We start from the raw sequence: 19,423 nt of genomic DNA on the forward strand, positions 1-19,423 counted from the left end.
AGACAGATGCTTGTTTGGCTATCGGCTATCGGAACATTTTTCGTGTAATGCGTGCAATTTGTGGCTAAAAATAGGGGCTGGGGATCGGAATCTAACGCAGCGGCACAGAGCAAGCCAAGGGGGCAGATGTCAGGGGCCAGAGGGCAGGGCTTTGGAATAAGCAGCCTTCGTGATCTTCGCGTCCTTCGTGGTTTCGGCCCTTCGCATTCTTCACGGTTGTAACCCTTCGTGTTCCTTCATGTCCTTCGTGGATCAATTCGTTTTCTTCGTAGTTTCAATTTTTTGTGCTACTCTATGCACAGCAAGTATGGGCTGGTTGGGATCGAGGATAACCATGACAATACGTGAGCATGTTGGATTAAGTGTTGCCCAGTTGGCACAATGGGCCAGCCGCCAATTTGGCTTTGGTGGTGGCACCAATTTACCTGGCCGAATCGCTCGCTGGGTTGCTCCCAATGTTTTGCGCCATCAGACGAAGCGCTTAACTGGTGGTGTGGTTTTGGTTTCAGGGACCAACGGCAAAACCACGACCAGCCGAATGATCGCGGCAATTTGTAGCCAACAGGGCCAACCAGCCTTACACAATCGGGCTGGGGCAAATCTGATCACTGGGCTAACTGCGGCGACGCTTGATCTGGGGATTTGGGGCCAGCCTGATTATCAACGAGCCTTATTTGAGGTTGATGAAGCGCATCTGCCTGCGGCGATTGCTGAAACCCAACCCCGAGTCGTGTTGCTACTTAACCTCTTTCGCGATCAGCTTGATCGCTATGGTGAGGTTGATACCTTGGCCGCTAAATGGCAAAAAGTGCTGGCTACGTTGCCAAGCAGTAGCACGGTGGTCTTGAATGCTGACGATCCAGCCGTCGCCGATTTGGCAACTGGGTTGCAAGCCAAGGTACTCTTTTATGGCCTTGAAGATGTTCGTCATGGCAATGATGCTTTGCGCCATGCCGCCGATTCGATTTTCTGTCGGCGTTGTGGCCAGCCCTACCAATATGAACCAGCCTATTATGGGCATATTGGGCGTTATCATTGCCCAGCTTGTGGCCATCGGCGGCCTGAACCTCAGATTAGCCTACGCCAATTGGAATTGGATGGTACACGCGGAAGCATCCTACGGGTCGTCTTGGAACAGAGCCAAGGCCAGCAAGCGCTCGAATTAAATTTGCCCTTGCCGGGTCTTTATAATGCCCTCAATGCCTTGGCGGCAATTGCGGCAACCAGTGCCTTGGATATTCCTTTGTTGACGATCCGCAATGCCTTGGAGCAATTTAGTGCCGCCTTTGGTCGAATTGAACGCTTCGAATATCAACAAAAACAGGTTTTGATGGCGCTGATTAAAAATCCAATTGGGGCAAGCGAAACGGTGCGGATGATTACTAATGGTAGTCAAACACCGCTGAATTTGCTGATTGCGATTAACGATAAAATTGCCGATGGAACTGATGTTTCATGGCTTTGGGATGCTGATTTTGAAGCGTTGGTTGGGCATACTCAACGCATCGTCGTTAGTGGTACGCGGGCCGCCGATATGGCTAATCGTTTGAAATATGCCGGGATTGAGCCACAACAATTGCAGGTTGAGCCAGATTTGGCCCAAGCCTTTGATTTGGCGATTGCCAACGATGTTGAACTAACGCTGTTACCAACCTATACGGCCATGCTCGAAATGCGTGAAGTTTTGGTTGATCGCGGTGTACTCAAGCCATTTTGGGAAAGTTAATCAGCAACGTGGGAGCTGTTTATGCAAGAACAAGCGAATTGTGTGATTATTCGACCGACTGAACAAAGTGCCTTTGCTGGCAAGCAAGGGCTAGATTATTTTGCGGGGATTGCTGCTGAAACTGCTGGTTCTCAAGCGATTTGTATGCATATGCTGCGCATGCCTGCGGGGGCACGGGCCAAAGCGCATCATCACGAAAGCCACGAAACCGCCATCTATATGTTAAGTGGCACTGTCGAAATGTATTATGGCCATCAATTGGAGCAGCACGCGGTGGTGCATGCAGGTGAGTATGTCTATATTCCGGCTGGCATGCCCCACTTTCCCTTTAATCCCTACGAAGCCGAGGCCGTGGCGATTATTGCCCGCACCGATCCCCACGAACAAGAGAGTGTGGTGCTTCGCCCAGATTTAGAACAATTCAGGGCTTAATGGGCGTTTGGCCTAAGAATTAATTGCACAGACCAACAATACTCTGATACGCATCGGTTAACTACGCCTTTGAGTTGAAATAAAATTCAATCCCCGACTTTTTTAAGGTTGCATTCTATGTTCTATGCTTTATGTTCTATGGTATAATGACAAAACCGCATCGCCAAGATGGGGTCATAGCCATTTGCGCCTACTGTAATGACTCTTGATTAGAACCACGCCCTAGCAATTTGGGGCATGGTGGAGAACACAGACCGATATGCCAATTGATGTTAAATCAATTCGACTCGGTGAAACTGGCTTGGAACGTCTGATCCAATGGTTGCGGACATCCAACCAGCCTCAAACGTTAGAAGCGATCACCGCGAAATATGTCGAAATTTTGCGCTCGCTGGTGGTTGAGGAGGAAGGGCGATGAGTAACCCAACCAATGCACCAGCTCAACCAACATGGAGTGGCAGCAGCGAGCAGCAAACGCTGGCCGAGCGTGCCTTCAATGTGATGATGCTGCAAAGTGCCTTTTTTCCCGAAAATGTTCCGGTTCGCCAAACTGTAGCCAATCTGGCCGCATTTATTGCTAGCCAAGATGGGGTTGATGCAAGCGCACTAGAATCAACCATCAGCGCCGCGCTTGAAGCCAATAGTCAAATTTTTCGGCGGATTGACGATGGCGAACGTGTGGTTTATGCCACTACCCGTCTCGGCTACTATACCGAACCGCAAATTGATACACGCCATACCTTTGCCAAACGGCTACACGAGCCAGAAAATCCCTTGCCAATCGATGATTTGAGTGTGGTGATTACCCGTACTCGCCCAGCTCTAACCACGATTGAGCCAGTTTTTATCTCGGATTACTGGCAACAACGCTCACCAACGACTGGCGAAGAAGGCGAAATTATCAACGTTGCGCCTATTTCCAGCAGCAGCGATGCTGAGCTTGATGAAGCCTTCGAGGATGACGTTGAACCAGTTGCCGTAGCACCGGTTGCGGTTGCTCCTGCAGCAGTGGTTGAAGCCCCAACTCCAGTTGTGGCAGCTAATTCAACCACCTTGGTCTTGCCTGGTGGTGCTGCACTCGATTTTGCTCAATCGGTCGAAAATATTTTGGCCGTCCATGGCAGCACAATCCAAGCAGCGTTATCCACAGCAATCGATAACGACCCACTGCGCCGGATTGTAGCCTTTGGCGATGAATATTTTGCTGAAGAAAATATCCCAACGCTCAGCAAAGGCGATCTGCGCCGCATTCGCGAGTATATCGTGGAGCAAGGCGAGCCAATGCCCGATACCTCAATTCTGAGCGATGTCTATTATCGAAATCCCCGCGATAACGATTATGTAACCTTCCGCTTTGCTTTGAACTATCGGCTGAATCGCGAAAAAGATTTTGAGTTTGTTGGGGTGCAAGGTGCACGCTTGTGGAGCGCCAAGGGCTTACCAGCTGTTGGTACCAAACGCTTGAAAACCAGCGAGCTTGGTCAGTTTTATAGCTTCCTCGAAGAAACTCCCCAGTTCGATGATAGCTTGAAGCAAACCAGCCCCGATGATATCAAGCAAAATCGCCAATTGAGCCGCTTCCTGAGCTTCTTTGAATGGGAATATGGCGTGTTGCCCTACGATGCAGCAATGAAGGCGCTCTTGCCCCAACCATTGTTGCCCGAACAACGCACCGCCATTTTGCGGATCGAATCACCACAGCACTATAGTTTCTATTTGGCTGAATTGCGCTACCCAACCGCCAACCGCGGTGGTTGGTTGCATGGCCTCGAAGATTTCTTCAAGGAACATTTGGTGCCAGGTGCGTTGATTACGCTCTCGGCGACCGATGACCCAAGTGTTTGGACGCTTCAATACGAAGAAACCAGCGGCGCTGATGTGAAGTTGTTGCAACAAGACGATAAAAAAGGCCGCTATGCCTTTGTTAAACACACCTTCTACTGCGATGCTGACAACGATTTGATTGCTAGCCAAGATCGCTTGCCACGGCTCAAGAACATGAAGGTGCTGACTCCAGGCGAACGCCGCCGCTTAGCCACAACCGCTGGCTATGTCTTGGAGCAAGTTGGCCAACCTCGCCCAGGCGATCGAGCTGGCTTCGAGCTAAGCATCGACGATCTGTTCTTGGGAGTCAATGTCCAACGCCCTGCAACACGCAGCTATTTGCTTGGCGAATTGGCCGAGGAGCAAGATTTCCTCGTCGAGGAAGCGGCAGTTATCTACTTCCCGCCACCCGAAGATGAAACCAGCGTCGAGAATAAAAACTTCGACCAAGACGACGAATAAAGCAAAAACGGCTGAGGCAACCACCTCAGCCGTTTTTTGATCGCTCACGATTAATCGTCTTCTTCAACGCTCCAAGCATGTACGCCTTGTTTGGTAAACGAGAAGGGTCTCACAGTCACGCCTGCTTCAATCAAGGCTGCTTCGAGTTGCAGGCGTTTGCTGAATGGCACGCAGAAACACATAAAGCCACCGCCACCAGCACCCGACAACTTGCCACCCCAGGCCCCTTGGCGCAAGGCTAAATCATAAATTTCGTTGACGATTGGTGGCGCAATATGCGGCGAGAAGGCTTTTTTAATTTCCCAAGCATGGTGCAAGAGCTTGCCAAATTCTTTGATCTGGCCACGCCGCAAGAGCTTGGCCCCTTCATCAACCATGGCTTTGGTTTCATCATGCAAACGCAACGTTTCACCCTCAGTTACCCGCCGCACTTGGTCTTGCACCAAATTATGAGTCAGCAGTTTGCGATCACGCACATAACCAATAATTAAGCACGACTCTAGTTCCAACAAGGCATCTTCGCTAGTCGCAACCCGTTCGATGATCACCTGCGAGCCGCCGAAGTGCTGCACAGCCATGCCGCCAAATACTGCGGTATATTGGTCTTGGCGACCGCCTGGAATGCCCAAATCGACTCGTTCGATGCGATAGGCCAGCTCGGCCATTTCGTAGGCATCAAGTTTGAGATGATAAGCCGTATCGAGCAATTTGAGCATACTGACCACCAAGGCCGAGGAAGAGCCTAAGCCTGAACCTGGTGGCACATCGCTGAACATGGTAATTTCCACGCCGTTGATCTCAGGGTGAGCATCGATTACTGCTTGGGGCAATGAGAGCTTGCCATCCCACTCACGTCCAGTTACCGCCCGACTAACGGCACTCAGATCAAGCGAGCGAATCGTAATTCCAGGCTGATCGATCGGCTTGAGCATACAGCGCACATATTTATCAATCGTACAATTGAGCACCTTGCCGCCATGTTCTTCGGCATAGGGGCTAACATCAGTACCCCCGCCGAAAAAACCAATCCGCATTGGTGCTTTGGCTTTAAACAATTTCACACGCTACTCCTTGAGCCATGCCAGAACCGAGCGGCATAGCGATGAGGGTTGGTTATTGGCACAACAAAACGCCATCGCAAGCAATGGCGCTTCATGGTAGCAGATTTTGGCAATCTGCAAATTTATTTGGCAATTAGCGTAAGCGTTTAGCCTCGTTTAAGCCGTGTGAATAGAGATATTGCAGCCATGTGCGGGCATTCCACGCACCAAAATCGTTGTGTTCAACCACGTCGCTAGCTGGTTGTTCAAGTGCAAAGCGTTTGGCTAAGGCAATCGTTTCTTGGCGGGTTGCCTTAAAATCTGCCAACAGCTGTGGCCATGAACGATCCTCAGCTGGTGCGTAGACATCGTATTCGTCACGACTAAATGGCTCGCCAAAACATACTTTGAGCCGTTGTGCTCCCCAACGTTCGATACCTACGATATGGCGCAATTGTTGGCGATTTTCAGGCAGATCGGCAGCCTGATTGGCTCGCTGCTCAATTGTCGTGCCACTTTCGGTCAAAAGCTTCTCATAATCACCATACGAACGCTGCTTGGCCGGACGGATGAAGAAGAAATAGGAGACCAACTTCAGAATCAAATTTCGCATATCACCCTCATTTAGATAGGATTTGGGGCTAATAGTAGCTTAAATTTAAGCAAGCAGGATGAGGTTAACATCAAAAGGCAGAAGTCAAAAGGCAAAATAGTAGGGGTCAGGAGTCAGAGGCTAAGTGTCAGGTTAGGTATTGCGCATAGCAGGTAATCAAATAAATCTGTGAAATCTGTGGCTAAACATACTTTCGTGGAGCAAATCTTTAACGCAGAGGCGCAGAGTGATGGAGGGGCCAGAGATTGGGGATAAGGGGTCAGGAAATGCGGGGGTGAAACAGGAAATAACTAGGGCATAGCAGAATAATCACATCCATCTGTGTCAATCTGTGGCGAAAAGCTCAACTTCGTGTCCTTCGTGGATCAACAGCCAAGCAAATTACGCACCACAATAGTACTTTATGGCTACATCCCCCCTTTGTTTAGGCGGATTATTGAGGCGAATGACGAAATTGTAGGCTATAAGCCACTAAAACGACGAAAAAATTCGACTTATTGATTAAAATGTTGGAATTGGAGCTTAAATGGGTGATTTATTAAAATTTTTTGATGACACATACGGGGGAAGCAGGGTGCTATCAAGCTATGGACTGTCGCTTGATTGAATCAGTGGAAGAAGCTTGGTATGATACTTCCAGAGTAATCGAACTGAACATCGTAGTCGCCCAGCAACCTAGCATTGTCGTAGTACACATCATCGCACATCGTCGCACCAACCAAACTCGTTGCAGCACTCATCGCACTACTACATTACAACACGACATTCCAGCACGTTGTCGCATCGTCCTAGCTCATTGCACTCGACATCGCACTACCATCGCACATCGCAGCCTTTCAGTTTGATGCTCGACCATTCTCAATCTGGGACTTCCAGAGTAAGCCGAGGCGGCATTTACCGCCTCGGTTTTTTGTTGGCTATAATTTACCCACCACATGGCCAATACTGATCTCGTCGATCAGCACATGGCTTGGTTGGTTCAAAATATGGGCGACCATGTTGGCAACTTCGCTTGCTTGCAGCATATTCTGGCGGTTCCAACTGCCTGCCACGTCGTTCCATAAGGCAGTATCGACTGCCGCCGAAACCACTGCCGTCACTCGTACTCCCTGCGGGCGTAGCTCCTCGCGTAACGCTTGTAAAAAGCCCATCAAGCCAAATTTGCTAGCCGAATAGGCTGCCCAGCCAGGAAAGCCACTTTTGCCAGCAATTGACGAAATCGCAATAATTTGGCTGCCAACCTTGAGATAGGGCAAGGCCGCTTGACATGCCAAAAAGCTGGCAGTTAAATTAACATCCAATGATTGTTGCCATTGCTGTAAATTTAACGCACTAACGCTGGCCACGTGAGCCACACCAGCCGCCAAAATCAGCCCATTGATTTGGCCTTGGCCTGCTTGCTGAGCCAGCTCAATTGCCTGTTGCACAACCGTCGGATCGCTGGCATTGCCGACCACAACCTGAGCCGTACCACCAGCCGATTGAATTTCGGTGGCAACCGCTTGCAATTCGGCTGCGCTGCGAGCGAGCAAAATCAAATGGTTATTGGCGGCGCAGGCTAAGGCGATTGCGCGGCCAATTCCACGGCCTGCCCCGGTAATCACAATTGTTTTAGTCATCGGAAAAATTCGCTGTGATATGACCCATAAATTCAGCGCGAATTTGGGGATCGGTTTTAAACACACCTTGTAATGATTGGGTGATCATGCGAGCATTGGCTTTTTTGACCCCACGAATCATCGAGCACATATGCGCACCTTGCACTACTACCGCCACACCGCTCGCATCGATCGTTTGCGCCACAAAATCAGCAATCTCGCGGGTCAGGCGTTCTTGCACTTGCAAACGTTTAGCGAACATATCGACAATCCGGGGGATTTTTGAAAGCCCAAGCACTTTGCCATTTGGTACATAAGCAACGTGGGCTTTGCCCCAAAATGGCAGCATATGATGCTCACAGAGCGACGAAAACTCAATATCCCGTACTAAGACCATTTCGTTATATTCGACCGTAAAAATGGCATCGTTAATCAATGCCACCGGATCAGTATGATAACCAGCGGTCAGCTCGCTAAACATTTTGGCAACCCGATGTGGGGTGCGTTGCAAGCCCTCACGATCAACATCCTCGCCGAGACCTTCGAGAATGGTTCGCACGGCGGCTTCCATATCTTCGCGTACTGCTGGTGCTGAGTTACCATTGAGTCCATTGCCAGAGTAAATAAGCGTCATCTGATCCATCCTTTTTCATTAGTAGTTCCAGAACCTCATCCACGATCCAGGGTTGCCGCTGCTCAATGCTGGCTTAGTGGGTAATCAAACACATTATTGGCGGTTTCCCATAGCCGCAAATGCTTTAATTGCGAGCCAAATAAGGCTTCGAGGCGTTGCCACAGCACCACCACAATATTTTCAGCAGTTGAGGGCTGTTCGGCAAATTCGGCAACCTGATAATCAAGATGACGATGATCCCAGTTGTCAAGCACACTCTGCACGCGCCGATCCATATCCACCAAATCAATCACCATGCCGGTTTGGGCATCAATTAGGCCATCGACTGTAACCTCAAGTTGATAATTATGGCCATGACCATTGGGATTATTACACTTCCCATAGATTTCACGATTGGCCTCATCGGTTAAGCTTTGGGCATGCAAGCGATGCGCCGCCGAAAATTCATAGCGCCGATTAAATGTCGCCTGCTGTTGTAGCCCAAAATATTCAGCATACAAATCGCTATTTTCATACAAACGTAATTTAGCTAAACGTACTCCTTTTGGCAATTGCGGCTCGATCAAGCCCCACAAAACCCGTACCAGATTTTCGGTCGTCGGAATCACTTCACGAAAGTAGGGGGTATCCTCATTGAGATGTTTATGATCAAACTGGTCTAACACCGTGGTTACCAGGCGCTTCAACTCAACCATATTCATAACCATCCCAGTGATCGGGTCAACTGCACCAGCAACCGTCACAAATAACTCGTAGTTGTGACCATGACCATAGCGATTGGTACATTTGCCGAACACCGCCTCATTTTGTTCTAGGCTCCATTCCTCGCGCCAATAGCGATGCGAAGCCGAAAAATTAAAGCGCCGTGTTGCAAAAACATCCATGGGCAATTCATCCTTATTTTAACTACCAATCCCCCAGCTAACGATCATGTAGTTTTTATTATGCCATTGAAATTCATACGTCTCAATCTTTTTTAAGGATGAACTTGTCAATAGAGGGATGCGGGGCCAGTAGTCAGGGATCAGTTTTTGAAACCGCAAAGGAAAAGCATTGATCCACTAAGGACACGAAGTAACACAAAGGGCCGAAACCGCGAAGCACACGAAGATCGCGAAGGCTGTTTATTCCAAAGCCCTGGCCCCTGATAGCTGACCTCTCGTCTTGCTCTGCGCCGTTGCGTTAAAAGCCTGAACCCTGATCCCTCGCCCCTCGTCCTACACGATGTTCTATGTTCTGCGTTCCTATGTTAAACTAGCCGCATCGTATGCTCAACCAAAATAACAACGCCGTTGTTGTGCCAAATTGAGGAAACAATGACACAGAATGAAGCAATTGTGGTGCTTGATTATGGCTCACAATATAGTCAGTTGATTGTGCGGCGGGTTCGTGAAGCGGGCGTTTATAGCGAATTAGTGCGGTTCGATGCCGACGAGTCCACGGTTGCTGCGCTCAACCCCAAGGGTATCATTCTTTCGGGTGGGCCGAATAGCGTTTATGCCGAGGGTGCGCCGCAACTACCAGCATGGGTTTTGGCCAGCAACCTGCCTGTGTTGGGCATTTGCTATGGTTTGCAATTGCAGGCCCATCATTTGGGCGGCAAAGTCGAGCCTTCCAACGACCGCGAATTTGGTCATGCGGTGATTACGATTACCGCTGAATCGCCACTATTGGCCGATATTCCAACTGAACATTCGGTTTGGATGAGCCACGGCGATCGTTTGGAAACTCTGCCTGCTGGCTGGCATCCAATCGCGGTTAGCCCCAACTCGCCCTATGCTGCGGCTGCCGATGAAGCTCGGCGCTGGTATGGCTTGCAATTTCACCCTGAAGTCGTGCACTCACCCTATGGCAAGCAAGTGTTGCACAATTTTCTCTACCGCATTTGTAAATGTGCTGGTAGTTGGCAGCCCAGCCACTTTATCCAAGAAGCAGTCGAGCGGATTCAGCAGCAAGCGCCCAGCGGCCAAGTGATTTGTGCGCTCAGCGGTGGGGTTGATTCGGCGGTCGCCGCTTTGTTGGCCCACCAAGCCATTGGCGAACGCTTGACCTGTATTTTTGTCGATAACGGTTTGTTACGGCGTGGCGAGGCCGAGCAAGTTTCACGCACCTTCCGCGATCACTTCCAGATCGAATTGATTACGGTTGATGCTGCTGAAGAATTTTTGGCAGCGCTGGCAGGTGTGACCGATCCTGAGCAAAAACGCAAGATCATCGGCGAAAAATTTATTCGAATTTTCGAGCGCGAAGCCCGCAACCTCGATGATGCGGCCTATTTGGTGCAAGGCACGCTCTATCCCGATGTGATCGAATCGACAGCGCCAGATCGCAATGTGGCGGTTAAGATTAAAACGCATCATAACGTTGGCGGCTTGCCCGACGATATGAAATTGAAGGTGATCGAGCCATTACGCATGTTGTTCAAGGATGAAGTTCGTGCCGCCGGTTTGGCTTTGGGCTTGCCCGAAGATTGGGTTTGGCGACATCCCTTCCCTGGGCCTGGTTTGGCGGTGCGTTTGCTGGGCGCAATCAGCTTTGATCGCTTAGAAACCTTGCGCCATGCCGATGCAATTTTCCTTGAAGAATTGCGGGCTGCTGGCTTATATCGCGCCACCCAGCAGGCCTTTGCGGTGTTGTTGCCAGTGCAAAGTGTTGGGGTGATGGGCGATTATCGTACCTACGCCGATACAATTGCGATTCGTGCGGTCAGCACCGAAGATTTTATGACCGCCGATTGGGCACGCTTGCCCTATGAATTGTTGGCTAAAGTCTCCAGCCGCATCGTTAATGAGGTGACGGGAGTCAATCGGGTGGTGTATGATATTTCATCAAAACCACCAGCCACAATCGAATGGGAATAATCTAAATCATCTTCATTCTAGCAGGAGCATCGGCCACTTCGGTGGTCGATGTTGCAAAATGAGCACTATGAGCGATTTGCATCAATTAGTTTTGTTGACCAAGTTGGCGGCTCCGCAGATTCCGAGTACGCTGGTTGAACGCCAGCATGTGCTTGAACGCTTAGCCTGTCGTGGGCGAGTGAGCTTAATTACCGCCAGCGCTGGCAGTGGCAAAACTACCTTGCTTAGTAGCTTGGCCACTGCTCGCCAGCGGGTGGCTTGGCTGACCCTCGATAGCAACGATAATGATGCAATTCGCTTTGCTCGCTATTTAATTGTGGCGCTGCAAACGCTTGAGCCAACCCTTGGCCGTAATGCCATGGCACTGTTGAATGGCTTACAACAGCCAGCGATTGAAGCCGTCTTAACCTTATTGATTAACGAAATCAGTGTGGCGCAGCCTGCCCCGATGCTGTTGGTGCTCGATGATTATCATTGGATTGATGCCCAAGTTGTGCATAGTGCCTTGGCTTGGCTGATCGATCAACTGCCTGCCCAACTCCACCTGATTATTGCTAGCCGCAGTGTGCCGCCCTTGCCCTTGGGTCGTTGGCGCGGCAAAGGGTATTTGACTGAGCTTGATGCCAGTGTGCTGCAATTCAATTCAGCTGAAACTGCCCAATTATTACAGCAAACTCTTGGCGATTTGCCCGATCAAAGTACGATCGATTGGCTGACTGAACGTACTGAGGGCTGGGTCGCTGGCATTCAATTGGCGGCACTTTCGGCCAAAGATCGCGCCAATGTGCAACAAGTGTTGAGCGGATTTAGCGGCAGCCATCGCTATATTTTCGATTATTTGGCCGAAGAAGTGCTCGATCAACTTGATCCTGCAACGCTTGAATTTTTGTTGGCTACAAGTGTTGCCGAGCGCTTGACCGGAGCCTTATGTGACCAATTGTTGGATTGGCAGCCCGGCACTGGGGCACAGATGTTGGTGCAATTAGCCGATGCCCAGCTCTTTTTGGTAGCGCTTGATGATGAACGGCGCTGGTATCGCTATCACCATTTATTTGCTGAATTTTTGCGTTTTCGGCTCCAGCAGCTTGATCCACAAGCTCCTGCCGAATTTTTGCAACGTGCCAGCGCTTGGCATGCGGCCAACAACGATCTAAACAGCGCAATCAACTATAGTCTTGCTGCCAACGATCATCAACAAGCTGCCAACTTGATTGCCCAATTTGGCCGTGATGCCTTGATGCGTGGCGAGGCTTTGAGCGTGCGCAGTTGGCTAGCGCGGTTGCCAGCAATTCAACTGAGCCAATCGAGCCATTTGGCCTTGATTGCTGCTTGGTCGCAACTATTGACAGTTGATATTTTGGGAATTGAAGAGCATTTACAACAGGCTCGTTCCCATCTCGAAGCCTTGCCCCAAGCTGAACAAGCCCGCGCCAACGCCGAAATTGCCACGATCGAGGCAGTGCTCTTGCGTTTTGGCGATAACATCGAACATTCAATGCAACATTCGCAGGCTGCACTCGAACTGGTCGAACATGACGATTTGGTATTACGCGGAATTTTATTGGGCAATTTGACGGTTTCGGCGCGTTTGACTGGCAACTTAACCATCGCCGTGGCCGCAGCTAGCGATGCAGTTGCGATCAATCAGCGCAGCGGCAATACCTTTGCCATGCTTTTGGCAATTGCCGATCTGGGTCAGATTCAGGCCCAACAAGGCCATTTGCGCAAAGCTGCCGCGACCTATCGGCGTGGCATCGAACTGGCCAGCGAACGTGGTTGGCATCAAGTGCCAGCCTTGGGCTTGATTCACGTTGGCTTGGGCGAAGTTTGCTACGAATGGAATCAGCTTGAGGAAGCCCAAATTCATGCTGAACAAGCGATTGCTATTGCCCAAATTAATGGTTATTTGGATATTGCCACCGATGGCTACCGTTTGCGGGCGCGGGTTGAGCATGCCAAAAACGAGCGGCGCAGCAGCCAAGCCTCAATCGAGCAGGCCTTGCATTTTGCCCAGCGCAACAATGTGGGGCGCTTTATCAACGAAGTTCAAGCCTCGCAAGCGCGGATGGCCTTGATTTTGGGCGATTTAGCGACAGTGCGGCGCTGGGCGCAGACCGTGCAGCAAACAACTTGGCAATGGCAGCAGGTGAGCGCGGCTAACACCTACGCCCGCTGGTTGATTGCCAATAATGAGCCAGCCCAAGCTCTGCAATTAGCCCAAGCATTGCTTGAACAAACGATCAAATTTGGGGGCAATCGGCTTGAATGGCTGTTGACGTTGGCCTTAGCCTATGCCGCTCAGAACAACCCCAAGCCGGCCCAAACCCAACTAGAGCAAGCCTTGACGATCAGCGAGCAAGAAGGAGCCTTGCGCACGTTTATTGATGCTGGCGCTGGCTTAGCCCAATTGCTGCGTGAAGGCACTAGCTATGCAGCTCAACGGGCGGCGATTATGGCCGCCATGCTGCAACAAAGTAGCACCGCCAGCGCCGCCCAAAGCCTTAACGAACCACTCAGCGAACGCGAAATTGAAGTGCTAAAATTATTGGCTTTAGGTCATAGCAATGCCGAAATTGCCGAGCGCCTAGTGATTGCAATTGGTACGGTTAAACGCCATGTCAATAATTTGCTGGGCAAACTGAATGCCCGCAGTCGCACCGAAGCCGTAGCCATCGCCCGCGACGAAGGCTTGCTGCATTAGCCTACGCTCATTAAACATCTGGCATATAATACAATTGATGGATTAATCGGAGGGCTTGGCAATGCGAGCGGCAGTATTAACCGGATTTTTGGGAACTGGCAAGACGACCTTGCTATTGGCGGTTGCCAATGCCTTGGCCGACCGTGGCGAATATGTGGCGATTATCGAAAACGAGCGTGGCAGCGTTGGTATCGATGGACGCTATTTGCAATCGCAGGGTATGACCGTGCGCGAGTTACGGGCTGGCTGTGTTTGTTGCGATTTGGCCTTGCCCTTGCAAATTACGGTGCAGCGCTTAAGCGAACATTATGAGCCAGATTGGCTGCTGCTGGAAGCTAGCGGCATCGCCAAGCCCGAATTGCTCAAAGCCAGTTTGCAACACCCAATGATTAGCCAGATCAATTGGCGCTTTATTGCCTTGGTCGATCCGGTGCGCTTTGGCAAAATGTGGCACGATAGTTATGGCTTAGGTCAATTATTGCGCGGCCAAATTAATATTGCTGATGTGATTGTGCTGCCCAAAAGCGATTTAGTTGAGCCAAGCGTACTTGAGCATGTCGCCGCCGAGATTCGCAGTTTGCGCCCTGATGTGCCAGTGATTCCGTTTACCGCTGATGATCCGGCGGCTACAACCTTGATGTTACGGGCATTTAGTGAGCCACTGCGCTAGAGGAGCACCAGCATGCTAGAAATTGGCGCGGCAACGCTTGTTGCTCAACTTGAAATTTCGCCGACAACAGCAATTCAAGCAGTATTTGAAGCGGCCTTGCAAGCTGCTGATGAGTGCATTTGCACCGCTGCGCCTGAGTGGTTGGGCCATTGCAAATTGCTGTTGGATACGGGCGATCAAGTCTGTTATGTTTCGCGAACTGAGGCCAATGGGCATAATTCGTGGAGCAACCCACCCAAACCCTTGGATTCTATGACCAAGGCCGAGGTTACGATCTACATTGCGGTCTATGGCATAGACGATCGCCATGCGCAACTGGCGGCTCAAGCAGCCCAAACCATGCTCATAGCATTAATGTGATTCGCGTTCGCGGCTAATATAGCGTTTTTCGTATTCTTGGGTGGTGCAAAGGCTGTGCAAATCGGGGCCACGATCAAGCCAAACAAAGCCATCAAGATGATCCATTTCATGTTGGATGATGCGAGCTAGGCTGCCACTCGCTTCGATGCGTTGCTCCTCACCTGCCAAGGTATAGGCGACCACGGTTACTCCAAGTGGGCGTTGCACCAAGCCCCAAATACCAGGAAAGCTAAAACACGATTCATAGCGCTCATCTTCCTCGCGGCTCCAGCGCTCAAAACGCGGGTTGACCAGCACTAAATTGGTGTCGGGGGTATCAATCAAAATCAAGCGTTTGAGCACGCCAATTTGCGGTGCGGCAATACCTCGGCCATAGCCAATTCGTTGGCGCATATCGGCCAAGGTATCGCGCATATCGTTTAAAATTCGTGCCACTTCGGGGCTGGTTGGGTCGGCAAATGGAGTTGCTGGCTGGCGTAACAACGGATTTCCAAGCTCGATCAGTGGTACAACCGCCATAGCAGGCTCCTTGATTTGGTTAAAAAAGTTTGAAACGGCTAAACGCCCAGCCTTGAAACAGCAATAAGCCCCCAACCACGGCAAACACCAAAGGATAGGCGATTTCGACAATATCAATCGCGATGACTACGCCCGCCCAAAGCAAAATGACCACTCCAACGATGATGCTCATCCGGCCAAACAAACGGCGTAGGTCGGTCACTCGGCCTGTTTTGTTGGATAAAAAGGTGGTGGCTGCGGCCATCCAGATGATGCCGCAGCACATAAAGACTGCTGGAAGTGCCAGAATAATTGGTCGCATTATTTCATGTCATCCAAAATAGTTTGCAATTCGGATTGATCAACATAGGCCACTGATTCTAACCCATTTTGTAAAACCTGGCGAGCGCTTTCGATATCGCCTAGGGCTTGGAAGCAGTAGGCCTTGCCGATATAGGCATTCTTCAACGAGGGATTATAATCGATCGCTGTACTATATTGATTAATCGCTGCATCGTAATCTTTGTTATTGTACAAGATATTGGCTTTGCCGAGGTAGGCCGTAGCATAATCTGGTTGCAGATTAATCGTTTGTTCGTAGAGCTTCAACGCTTCATCATAGTAGCGCGTGTCGTAGTAGGTATCGGCTAAGCCAGCAAGCGCATTGGGGTATTCAGGGTCACGTTCCAAGGCCTTTTTAAAGGTTGCGATGGCTTTATCGGTATCTTTAGTATCGTAGAGATAGACGTAGCCCAAATCGACATAAACCGACAGCCACGATGGAGCTTCAGCAATCGCTGCTTCGTAATCGCGAATCGCTGCGGCATAATCGCTTTGCGGATCGCTGGAGTTGTTGCGGCCCAGCCACCAGTTAGTCAGCGCTCGTCCATTCAAGGCATTCGGGTCACGCGAGTTACGCTCAAGCGCCAAATCAAAAAACTGCTGGGCCTCTTCATATTTACGTTCGTAAATTTGGGTCCAGCCCTTGCCTGCGAAGGCCAAGCCATAATTTGAGTCAAGCGCTAAGGCATCGTCGAATGATTGATACGCTTTTTCAAAACGCTGAGCTGCGGTTTCATCTTCGCCAAGATGCAGGGCAACCCGCGCTTGTTCGGCATAAAAATAGCCAATATTATTACGCAGCAATGGCAATTGTTCTTGTAAACCAATCGCCCGATTGAAATTATCAATGCCATCGACCACAAATTCTTTGCCAGCGCCAGCGTCGCGGCTGGTTTGATCTTGATAGGTGACCCATTGGACATAGCCTTTGGCGCTGTAGGCCATAGCTTGCTCAAAGCGCGAACGATTGGTTGCAAGCTCAATCGCTTTATTGGCATCAGCCAAAGCGTCGGCTAACAACTCGCTATCGCCTTGCTCATTACCAACATCTGCCCGCGCAGTAGCCCGCGCCATATAGGCTAAAGGATGATTTGCATCCAAGCGCACAGCTTCCTCGGCTTCAGCCAAGGATTCGTTGAATTTGCGATTATCGGAATGCACTTGACTGAGCCAGGCATGAGCACTGGCTTGGTCGGCATCGATCGCAATTGCTTGGCGAATTGCTTGATCGGCATCAGGGGTTTGTCCCCGCATCAGGTAGGTAATCGCTAGTTTTTCGTGGGCCTCGAAGCTCTCGTCATCAGCAGCGGTCGCTTCTTTGTAGAGATTGATTGCTTCGATCAAGCCGCCACGGCGTTCAAAGGCGGCATCGCCTTGGGCAATAATATCTTCAGCATCACTGCCCGTCGCTAAAATAATCCCGACGACAACTGCAACTAACAGCAAAACTCCTGTACCAATCCAGATCGTTAATTTTTGTTTGTTACGCAGCACTGAGGTAGCACCGGTATAGGCGACTGGGCTGGGTTGGCTAATTGGTTGTTGACCATATTGCGACGGCTGAGCAGCATTTGGCATGATTGCAGGCCGAGTGGCTTGAGTATTGGCCGCCACATAGCCATCATAGGGCGATTGGCTATGGATCACCACTTGTTGATTGCTGGGATTGGTCGGTGGATAATTCGGCAGTACCTGTTGATTGCTGACTGGCGTTGGCGGGTACGGCGCAACTGGCTGTTGATTGCTCAGCGGCGTTGGTGGGTAATGCGGCGCAACCGCCTGCTGATTGCTCAATGGCGTTGGTGGATAGACCTGTGGGCTACTCGGTGGTGTTGGCACATATTGGGCTGGCTGATTTTGGGCAAACGGCGTGGTCGCAGGGACATTTGGCCGCGCACCATTACTTGCTTGACGCAAGGCCTCGAAAAAAGCCGCCGCCGTTGGATAACGTGCTTCGGGCGTGCGAGCCAAAGCCTTCATCAAGACATCTTCGACCGCCGATGGCATGGTCGGGATCAGATCGCTGGGAGCGCGTGGCGCACGAATCACCCGTGCTAACAGCACAGCCTGGGCATTATTGGCGACAAACGGCATCTGCTTGGTCAGCATTTCGTAGGCCATCACTGCTAAGGCATAGAGATCGCTGGCTGCGCCGACTGTCAAGCCTTGCGCCTGCTCGGGCGACATATATTCCGGCGTGCCCATCACCGTGCCAACTTGGGTTAAGCCCGAGTCGCTGCTGCCACCGCGAGCCAAGCCAAAGTCGGTCAAGTAAACCCAGCCTTCCGGCGTGAGCATCACATTTGAGGGCTTGATATCACGGTGAATGACACCCTTGCGATGAGCATAATCGAGCGCCTTGCCAACTGGCTCAAGCAACTCCAGCACCCGCTGAACTGACATCGGGGCTTCTTGCTCAATATTTTCCTTGAGAGTGTTGCCCTCAATATATTTCATGACGATGTAGTAAAAGCCTTCGGCTTGACCAACTTCATAGATTGGCACAATATGGCTATGTTCAAGCCCTGCGGCGGCCCGCGCCTCTTGCTGAAACCGCGCAATATAACTTTGATCAAATGTCATCTCGGGAGGCAACAATTTGAGTGCCACCGTGCGATTCAGGTTTTCTTGGTAAGCCCGATAAACCATGGCCATGCCACCTTGGCCAAGTTTATCGACAATTTTGAAATGATTAAGCATACGCCCAATCAACTGGGGATCTTGCATATAAAAAGACCTCACAATAACTCATTGTGTCGGCTCAGTCTAGACGATCTCAGAGCTTTTGTGAATAGTTGAGCTGGCTTGGCAAGCTGAGATTCTGCTGAGAGTAGGTTGGCGCTTCTACGTGATTGCTAATAGTGATGTTGCAAGCGCTGCAATTAAATGGTGATTGCTAGCACAATCTCTGCCAGCGTTCGCTTATTTGTGCCAACTTAGCGTTAGCAAACGTGGCGGTTGATTAGCATCATCAGTATGCCAATATTCGTGCAATTGGCTGAGTTGTAAGCCTTGTTTGGCGGCAGCCCGCACAAAATCGCTAATATGATGGGTAAACGCTGGAACCTCAATTTGGCCGTGCTGGACTTGAAAACGCGCCTGCGAGCCTTGATATTGGCGAAATGGATGCAGTTCGGAGATCAATAATTGACCATTGGGCGTGAGCGCTTGGCTGGCTCGGGCAAAAAAGTGATCGAGATCAGCCAAGTGCTCAAGTACCAAATTGGTTACCACTAAATCGAAATAAGCCTTGGCAACCGGCCATGTTTTGGTTAAATCGGCTTGCTGAAATTGCACATGCTGCGCATTAATTTTGCTGCGTGCTTGCTCCAACATGCCGCTTGAAAAATCTAGCCCCACAACTGCTGCGCCAATTGTGCTGAAAAACTGGGTATTTTTGCCAGTACCACAGCCCAACTCCAAGATTGCTTGATACTGCTGGCCTTGCAAAAGCTGCTGCATCACCTGTTGATCAAGGTCGCGGGTGCGGTTGCGATCGCTATCGTAGCTGCTGGCCCATTGGTTATACGCTTGTTGAATTGACATTGCTTTGCTCCTGTATCAAGCCTTGAGCATAGCAGCGTCGGTGGTTTACAACATCAGCCTTAAAACCTAATCGCAGACCAAACGGCCTGCGATCGGAAACTTGGAATGTAATTGTA

17 protein-coding genes are annotated in these 19,423 nt (G+C 50.5%); 8 read left to right on the top strand and 9 right to left on the bottom strand.

Translation table 11 applies throughout. The annotated features are described in order from the left end of the window. Positions 1 to 334: 334 nt before the first annotated feature. From ABEB26_RS18015 to ABEB26_RS18030, 4 genes are all read left to right on the top strand, one after another. Positions 335 to 1,726: a MurT ligase domain-containing protein gene (locus tag ABEB26_RS18015; protein WP_345723428.1), complete on the top strand. Its 1,392-nt coding sequence runs from the start codon at positions 335 to 337 to the stop codon at positions 1,724 to 1,726. Positions 1,727 to 1,747: 21 nt separating this feature from the next. Further along, positions 1,748 to 2,158, top strand: a complete 411-nt coding sequence (locus ABEB26_RS18020; RefSeq protein WP_345723429.1) for a cupin domain-containing protein — start codon at positions 1,748 to 1,750, stop codon at positions 2,156 to 2,158. A 259-nt stretch (positions 2,159 to 2,417) separates the two neighbouring features. Beyond that, positions 2,418 to 2,576 (top strand): hypothetical protein, encoded by a 159-nt coding sequence (locus ABEB26_RS18025; RefSeq protein ID WP_164689306.1) that lies wholly within the window; start codon positions 2,418 to 2,420, stop codon positions 2,574 to 2,576. Beyond that, entirely contained in the window at positions 2,573 to 4,444 is a 1,872-nt protein-coding gene (locus ABEB26_RS18030; RefSeq protein ID WP_345723431.1) for a hypothetical protein, read from the top strand. Before ABEB26_RS18025 ends, ABEB26_RS18030 begins: the two co-directional genes overlap by 4 nt. A 50-nt stretch (positions 4,445 to 4,494) precedes the next feature. Here ABEB26_RS18030 and ABEB26_RS18035 read toward each other — a convergent pair whose 3' ends face one another. The 5 genes from ABEB26_RS18035 to ABEB26_RS18055 form a co-directional block, all read right to left on the bottom strand. Then, positions 4,495 to 5,505, bottom strand: coding sequence for a GHMP family kinase ATP-binding protein (locus tag ABEB26_RS18035; RefSeq protein ID WP_345723432.1), 1,011 nt, complete (start codon positions 5,503 to 5,505; stop codon positions 4,495 to 4,497). A gap of 133 nt (positions 5,506 to 5,638) precedes the next feature. Further along, positions 5,639 to 6,097 (bottom strand): DinB family protein, encoded by a 459-nt coding sequence (locus ABEB26_RS18040; RefSeq protein WP_345723433.1) that lies wholly within the window; start codon positions 6,095 to 6,097, stop codon positions 5,639 to 5,641. A gap of 917 nt (positions 6,098 to 7,014) precedes the next feature. Further along, positions 7,015 to 7,716: an SDR family oxidoreductase gene (locus ABEB26_RS18045; RefSeq protein WP_345723434.1), complete on the bottom strand. Its 702-nt coding sequence runs from the start codon at positions 7,714 to 7,716 to the stop codon at positions 7,015 to 7,017. Then, positions 7,709 to 8,329 (bottom strand): GTP cyclohydrolase I FolE, encoded by a 621-nt coding sequence (folE, locus tag ABEB26_RS18050; protein ID WP_345723435.1) that lies wholly within the window; start codon positions 8,327 to 8,329, stop codon positions 7,709 to 7,711. Before folE ends, ABEB26_RS18045 begins: the two co-directional genes overlap by 8 nt. 62 nt (positions 8,330 to 8,391) lie before the next feature. Beyond that, positions 8,392 to 9,213: a 6-carboxytetrahydropterin synthase gene (locus tag ABEB26_RS18055; protein WP_345723436.1), complete on the bottom strand. Its 822-nt coding sequence runs from the start codon at positions 9,211 to 9,213 to the stop codon at positions 8,392 to 8,394. A gap of 432 nt (positions 9,214 to 9,645) precedes the next feature. Here ABEB26_RS18055 and guaA point away from each other — a divergent pair, with 432 nt between their 5' ends. The 4 genes from guaA (at position 9,646) to ABEB26_RS18075 (ending at position 14,921) form a co-directional block, all read left to right on the top strand. After that, complete coding sequence (guaA, locus tag ABEB26_RS18060) at positions 9,646 to 11,190, top strand: glutamine-hydrolyzing GMP synthase (protein WP_345723437.1); 1,545 nt, start codon at positions 9,646 to 9,648, stop codon at positions 11,188 to 11,190. Positions 11,191 to 11,257: 67 nt separating this feature from the next. Then, a complete protein-coding gene (locus ABEB26_RS18065) occupies positions 11,258 to 13,891 on the top strand; it encodes a winged helix-turn-helix domain-containing protein (RefSeq protein ID WP_345723438.1) in 2,634 nt (877 codons plus the stop codon). A gap of 61 nt (positions 13,892 to 13,952) precedes the next feature. Further along, a complete protein-coding gene (locus ABEB26_RS18070; RefSeq protein WP_345723439.1) occupies positions 13,953 to 14,561 on the top strand; it encodes a CobW family GTP-binding protein in 609 nt (202 codons plus the stop codon). A gap of 12 nt (positions 14,562 to 14,573) precedes the next feature. After that, complete coding sequence (locus tag ABEB26_RS18075) at positions 14,574 to 14,921, top strand: hypothetical protein (RefSeq protein WP_345723440.1); 348 nt, start codon at positions 14,574 to 14,576, stop codon at positions 14,919 to 14,921. Here the strand turns inward: ABEB26_RS18075 and def are convergent. The 4 genes from def to ABEB26_RS18095 all read right to left on the bottom strand — a co-directional run bounded on the left by def (position 14,913) and on the right by ABEB26_RS18095 (position 19,307). Then, a complete protein-coding gene (def, locus tag ABEB26_RS18080) occupies positions 14,913 to 15,440 on the bottom strand; it encodes a peptide deformylase (protein ID WP_345723441.1) in 528 nt (175 codons plus the stop codon). The two genes, ABEB26_RS18075 and def, sit on opposite strands and share 9 nt — an antisense overlap. Positions 15,441 to 15,459: 19 nt before the next feature. Then, a complete protein-coding gene (locus ABEB26_RS18085; RefSeq protein ID WP_345723442.1) occupies positions 15,460 to 15,741 on the bottom strand; it encodes a hypothetical protein in 282 nt (93 codons plus the stop codon). Beyond that, positions 15,741 to 18,488: a protein kinase domain-containing protein gene (locus tag ABEB26_RS18090; protein WP_345723443.1), complete on the bottom strand. Its 2,748-nt coding sequence runs from the start codon at positions 18,486 to 18,488 to the stop codon at positions 15,741 to 15,743. Before ABEB26_RS18090 ends, ABEB26_RS18085 begins: the two co-directional genes overlap by 1 nt. Before the next feature lie 195 nt (positions 18,489 to 18,683). After that, positions 18,684 to 19,307 carry a class I SAM-dependent methyltransferase gene (locus ABEB26_RS18095; protein WP_345723445.1) on the bottom strand — a complete coding sequence of 208 codons (624 nt, stop codon included), beginning with the start codon at positions 19,305 to 19,307 and terminating at the stop codon, positions 18,684 to 18,686. Positions 19,308 to 19,423 lie beyond the last annotated feature (116 nt).

Origin of the sequence: Herpetosiphon gulosus (assembly GCF_039545135.1) — a bacterium.
Classification (GTDB): domain Bacteria; phylum Chloroflexota; class Chloroflexia; order Chloroflexales; family Herpetosiphonaceae; genus Herpetosiphon; species Herpetosiphon gulosus.

What these genes read in the sequence shown, in the direction of transcription:
- ABEB26_RS18090 (WP_345723443.1), bottom strand. Translation starts at nt 18,488, where the DNA reads ATGCAAGATCCCCAGTTGATTGGGCGTATGCTTAATCATTTCAAAATT.
- ABEB26_RS18030 (WP_345723431.1), top strand. Translation starts at nt 2,573, where the DNA reads ATGAGTAACCCAACCAATGCACCAGCTCAACCAACATGGAGTGGCAGC.
- ABEB26_RS18065 (WP_345723438.1), top strand. Translation starts at nt 11,258, where the DNA reads ATGAGCGATTTGCATCAATTAGTTTTGTTGACCAAGTTGGCGGCTCCG.
- folE (WP_345723435.1), bottom strand. Translation starts at nt 8,329, where the DNA reads ATGACGCTTATTTACTCTGGCAATGGACTCAATGGTAACTCAGCACCA.
- ABEB26_RS18025 (WP_164689306.1), top strand. Translation starts at nt 2,418, where the DNA reads ATGCCAATTGATGTTAAATCAATTCGACTCGGTGAAACTGGCTTGGAA.
- ABEB26_RS18040 (WP_345723433.1), bottom strand. Translation starts at nt 6,097, where the DNA reads ATGCGAAATTTGATTCTGAAGTTGGTCTCCTATTTCTTCTTCATCCGT.
- ABEB26_RS18070 (WP_345723439.1), top strand. Translation starts at nt 13,953, where the DNA reads ATGCGAGCGGCAGTATTAACCGGATTTTTGGGAACTGGCAAGACGACC.
- ABEB26_RS18055 (WP_345723436.1), bottom strand. Translation starts at nt 9,213, where the DNA reads ATGGATGTTTTTGCAACACGGCGCTTTAATTTTTCGGCTTCGCATCGC.
- ABEB26_RS18020 (WP_345723429.1), top strand. Translation starts at nt 1,748, where the DNA reads ATGCAAGAACAAGCGAATTGTGTGATTATTCGACCGACTGAACAAAGT.
- guaA (WP_345723437.1), top strand. Translation starts at nt 9,646, where the DNA reads ATGACACAGAATGAAGCAATTGTGGTGCTTGATTATGGCTCACAATAT.
- ABEB26_RS18075 (WP_345723440.1), top strand. Translation starts at nt 14,574, where the DNA reads ATGCTAGAAATTGGCGCGGCAACGCTTGTTGCTCAACTTGAAATTTCG.
- def (WP_345723441.1), bottom strand. Translation starts at nt 15,440, where the DNA reads ATGGCGGTTGTACCACTGATCGAGCTTGGAAATCCGTTGTTACGCCAG.
- ABEB26_RS18085 (WP_345723442.1), bottom strand. Translation starts at nt 15,741, where the DNA reads ATGCGACCAATTATTCTGGCACTTCCAGCAGTCTTTATGTGCTGCGGC.
- ABEB26_RS18095 (WP_345723445.1), bottom strand. Translation starts at nt 19,307, where the DNA reads ATGTCAATTCAACAAGCGTATAACCAATGGGCCAGCAGCTACGATAGC.
- ABEB26_RS18045 (WP_345723434.1), bottom strand. Translation starts at nt 7,716, where the DNA reads ATGACTAAAACAATTGTGATTACCGGGGCAGGCCGTGGAATTGGCCGC.
- ABEB26_RS18015 (WP_345723428.1), top strand. Translation starts at nt 335, where the DNA reads ATGACAATACGTGAGCATGTTGGATTAAGTGTTGCCCAGTTGGCACAA.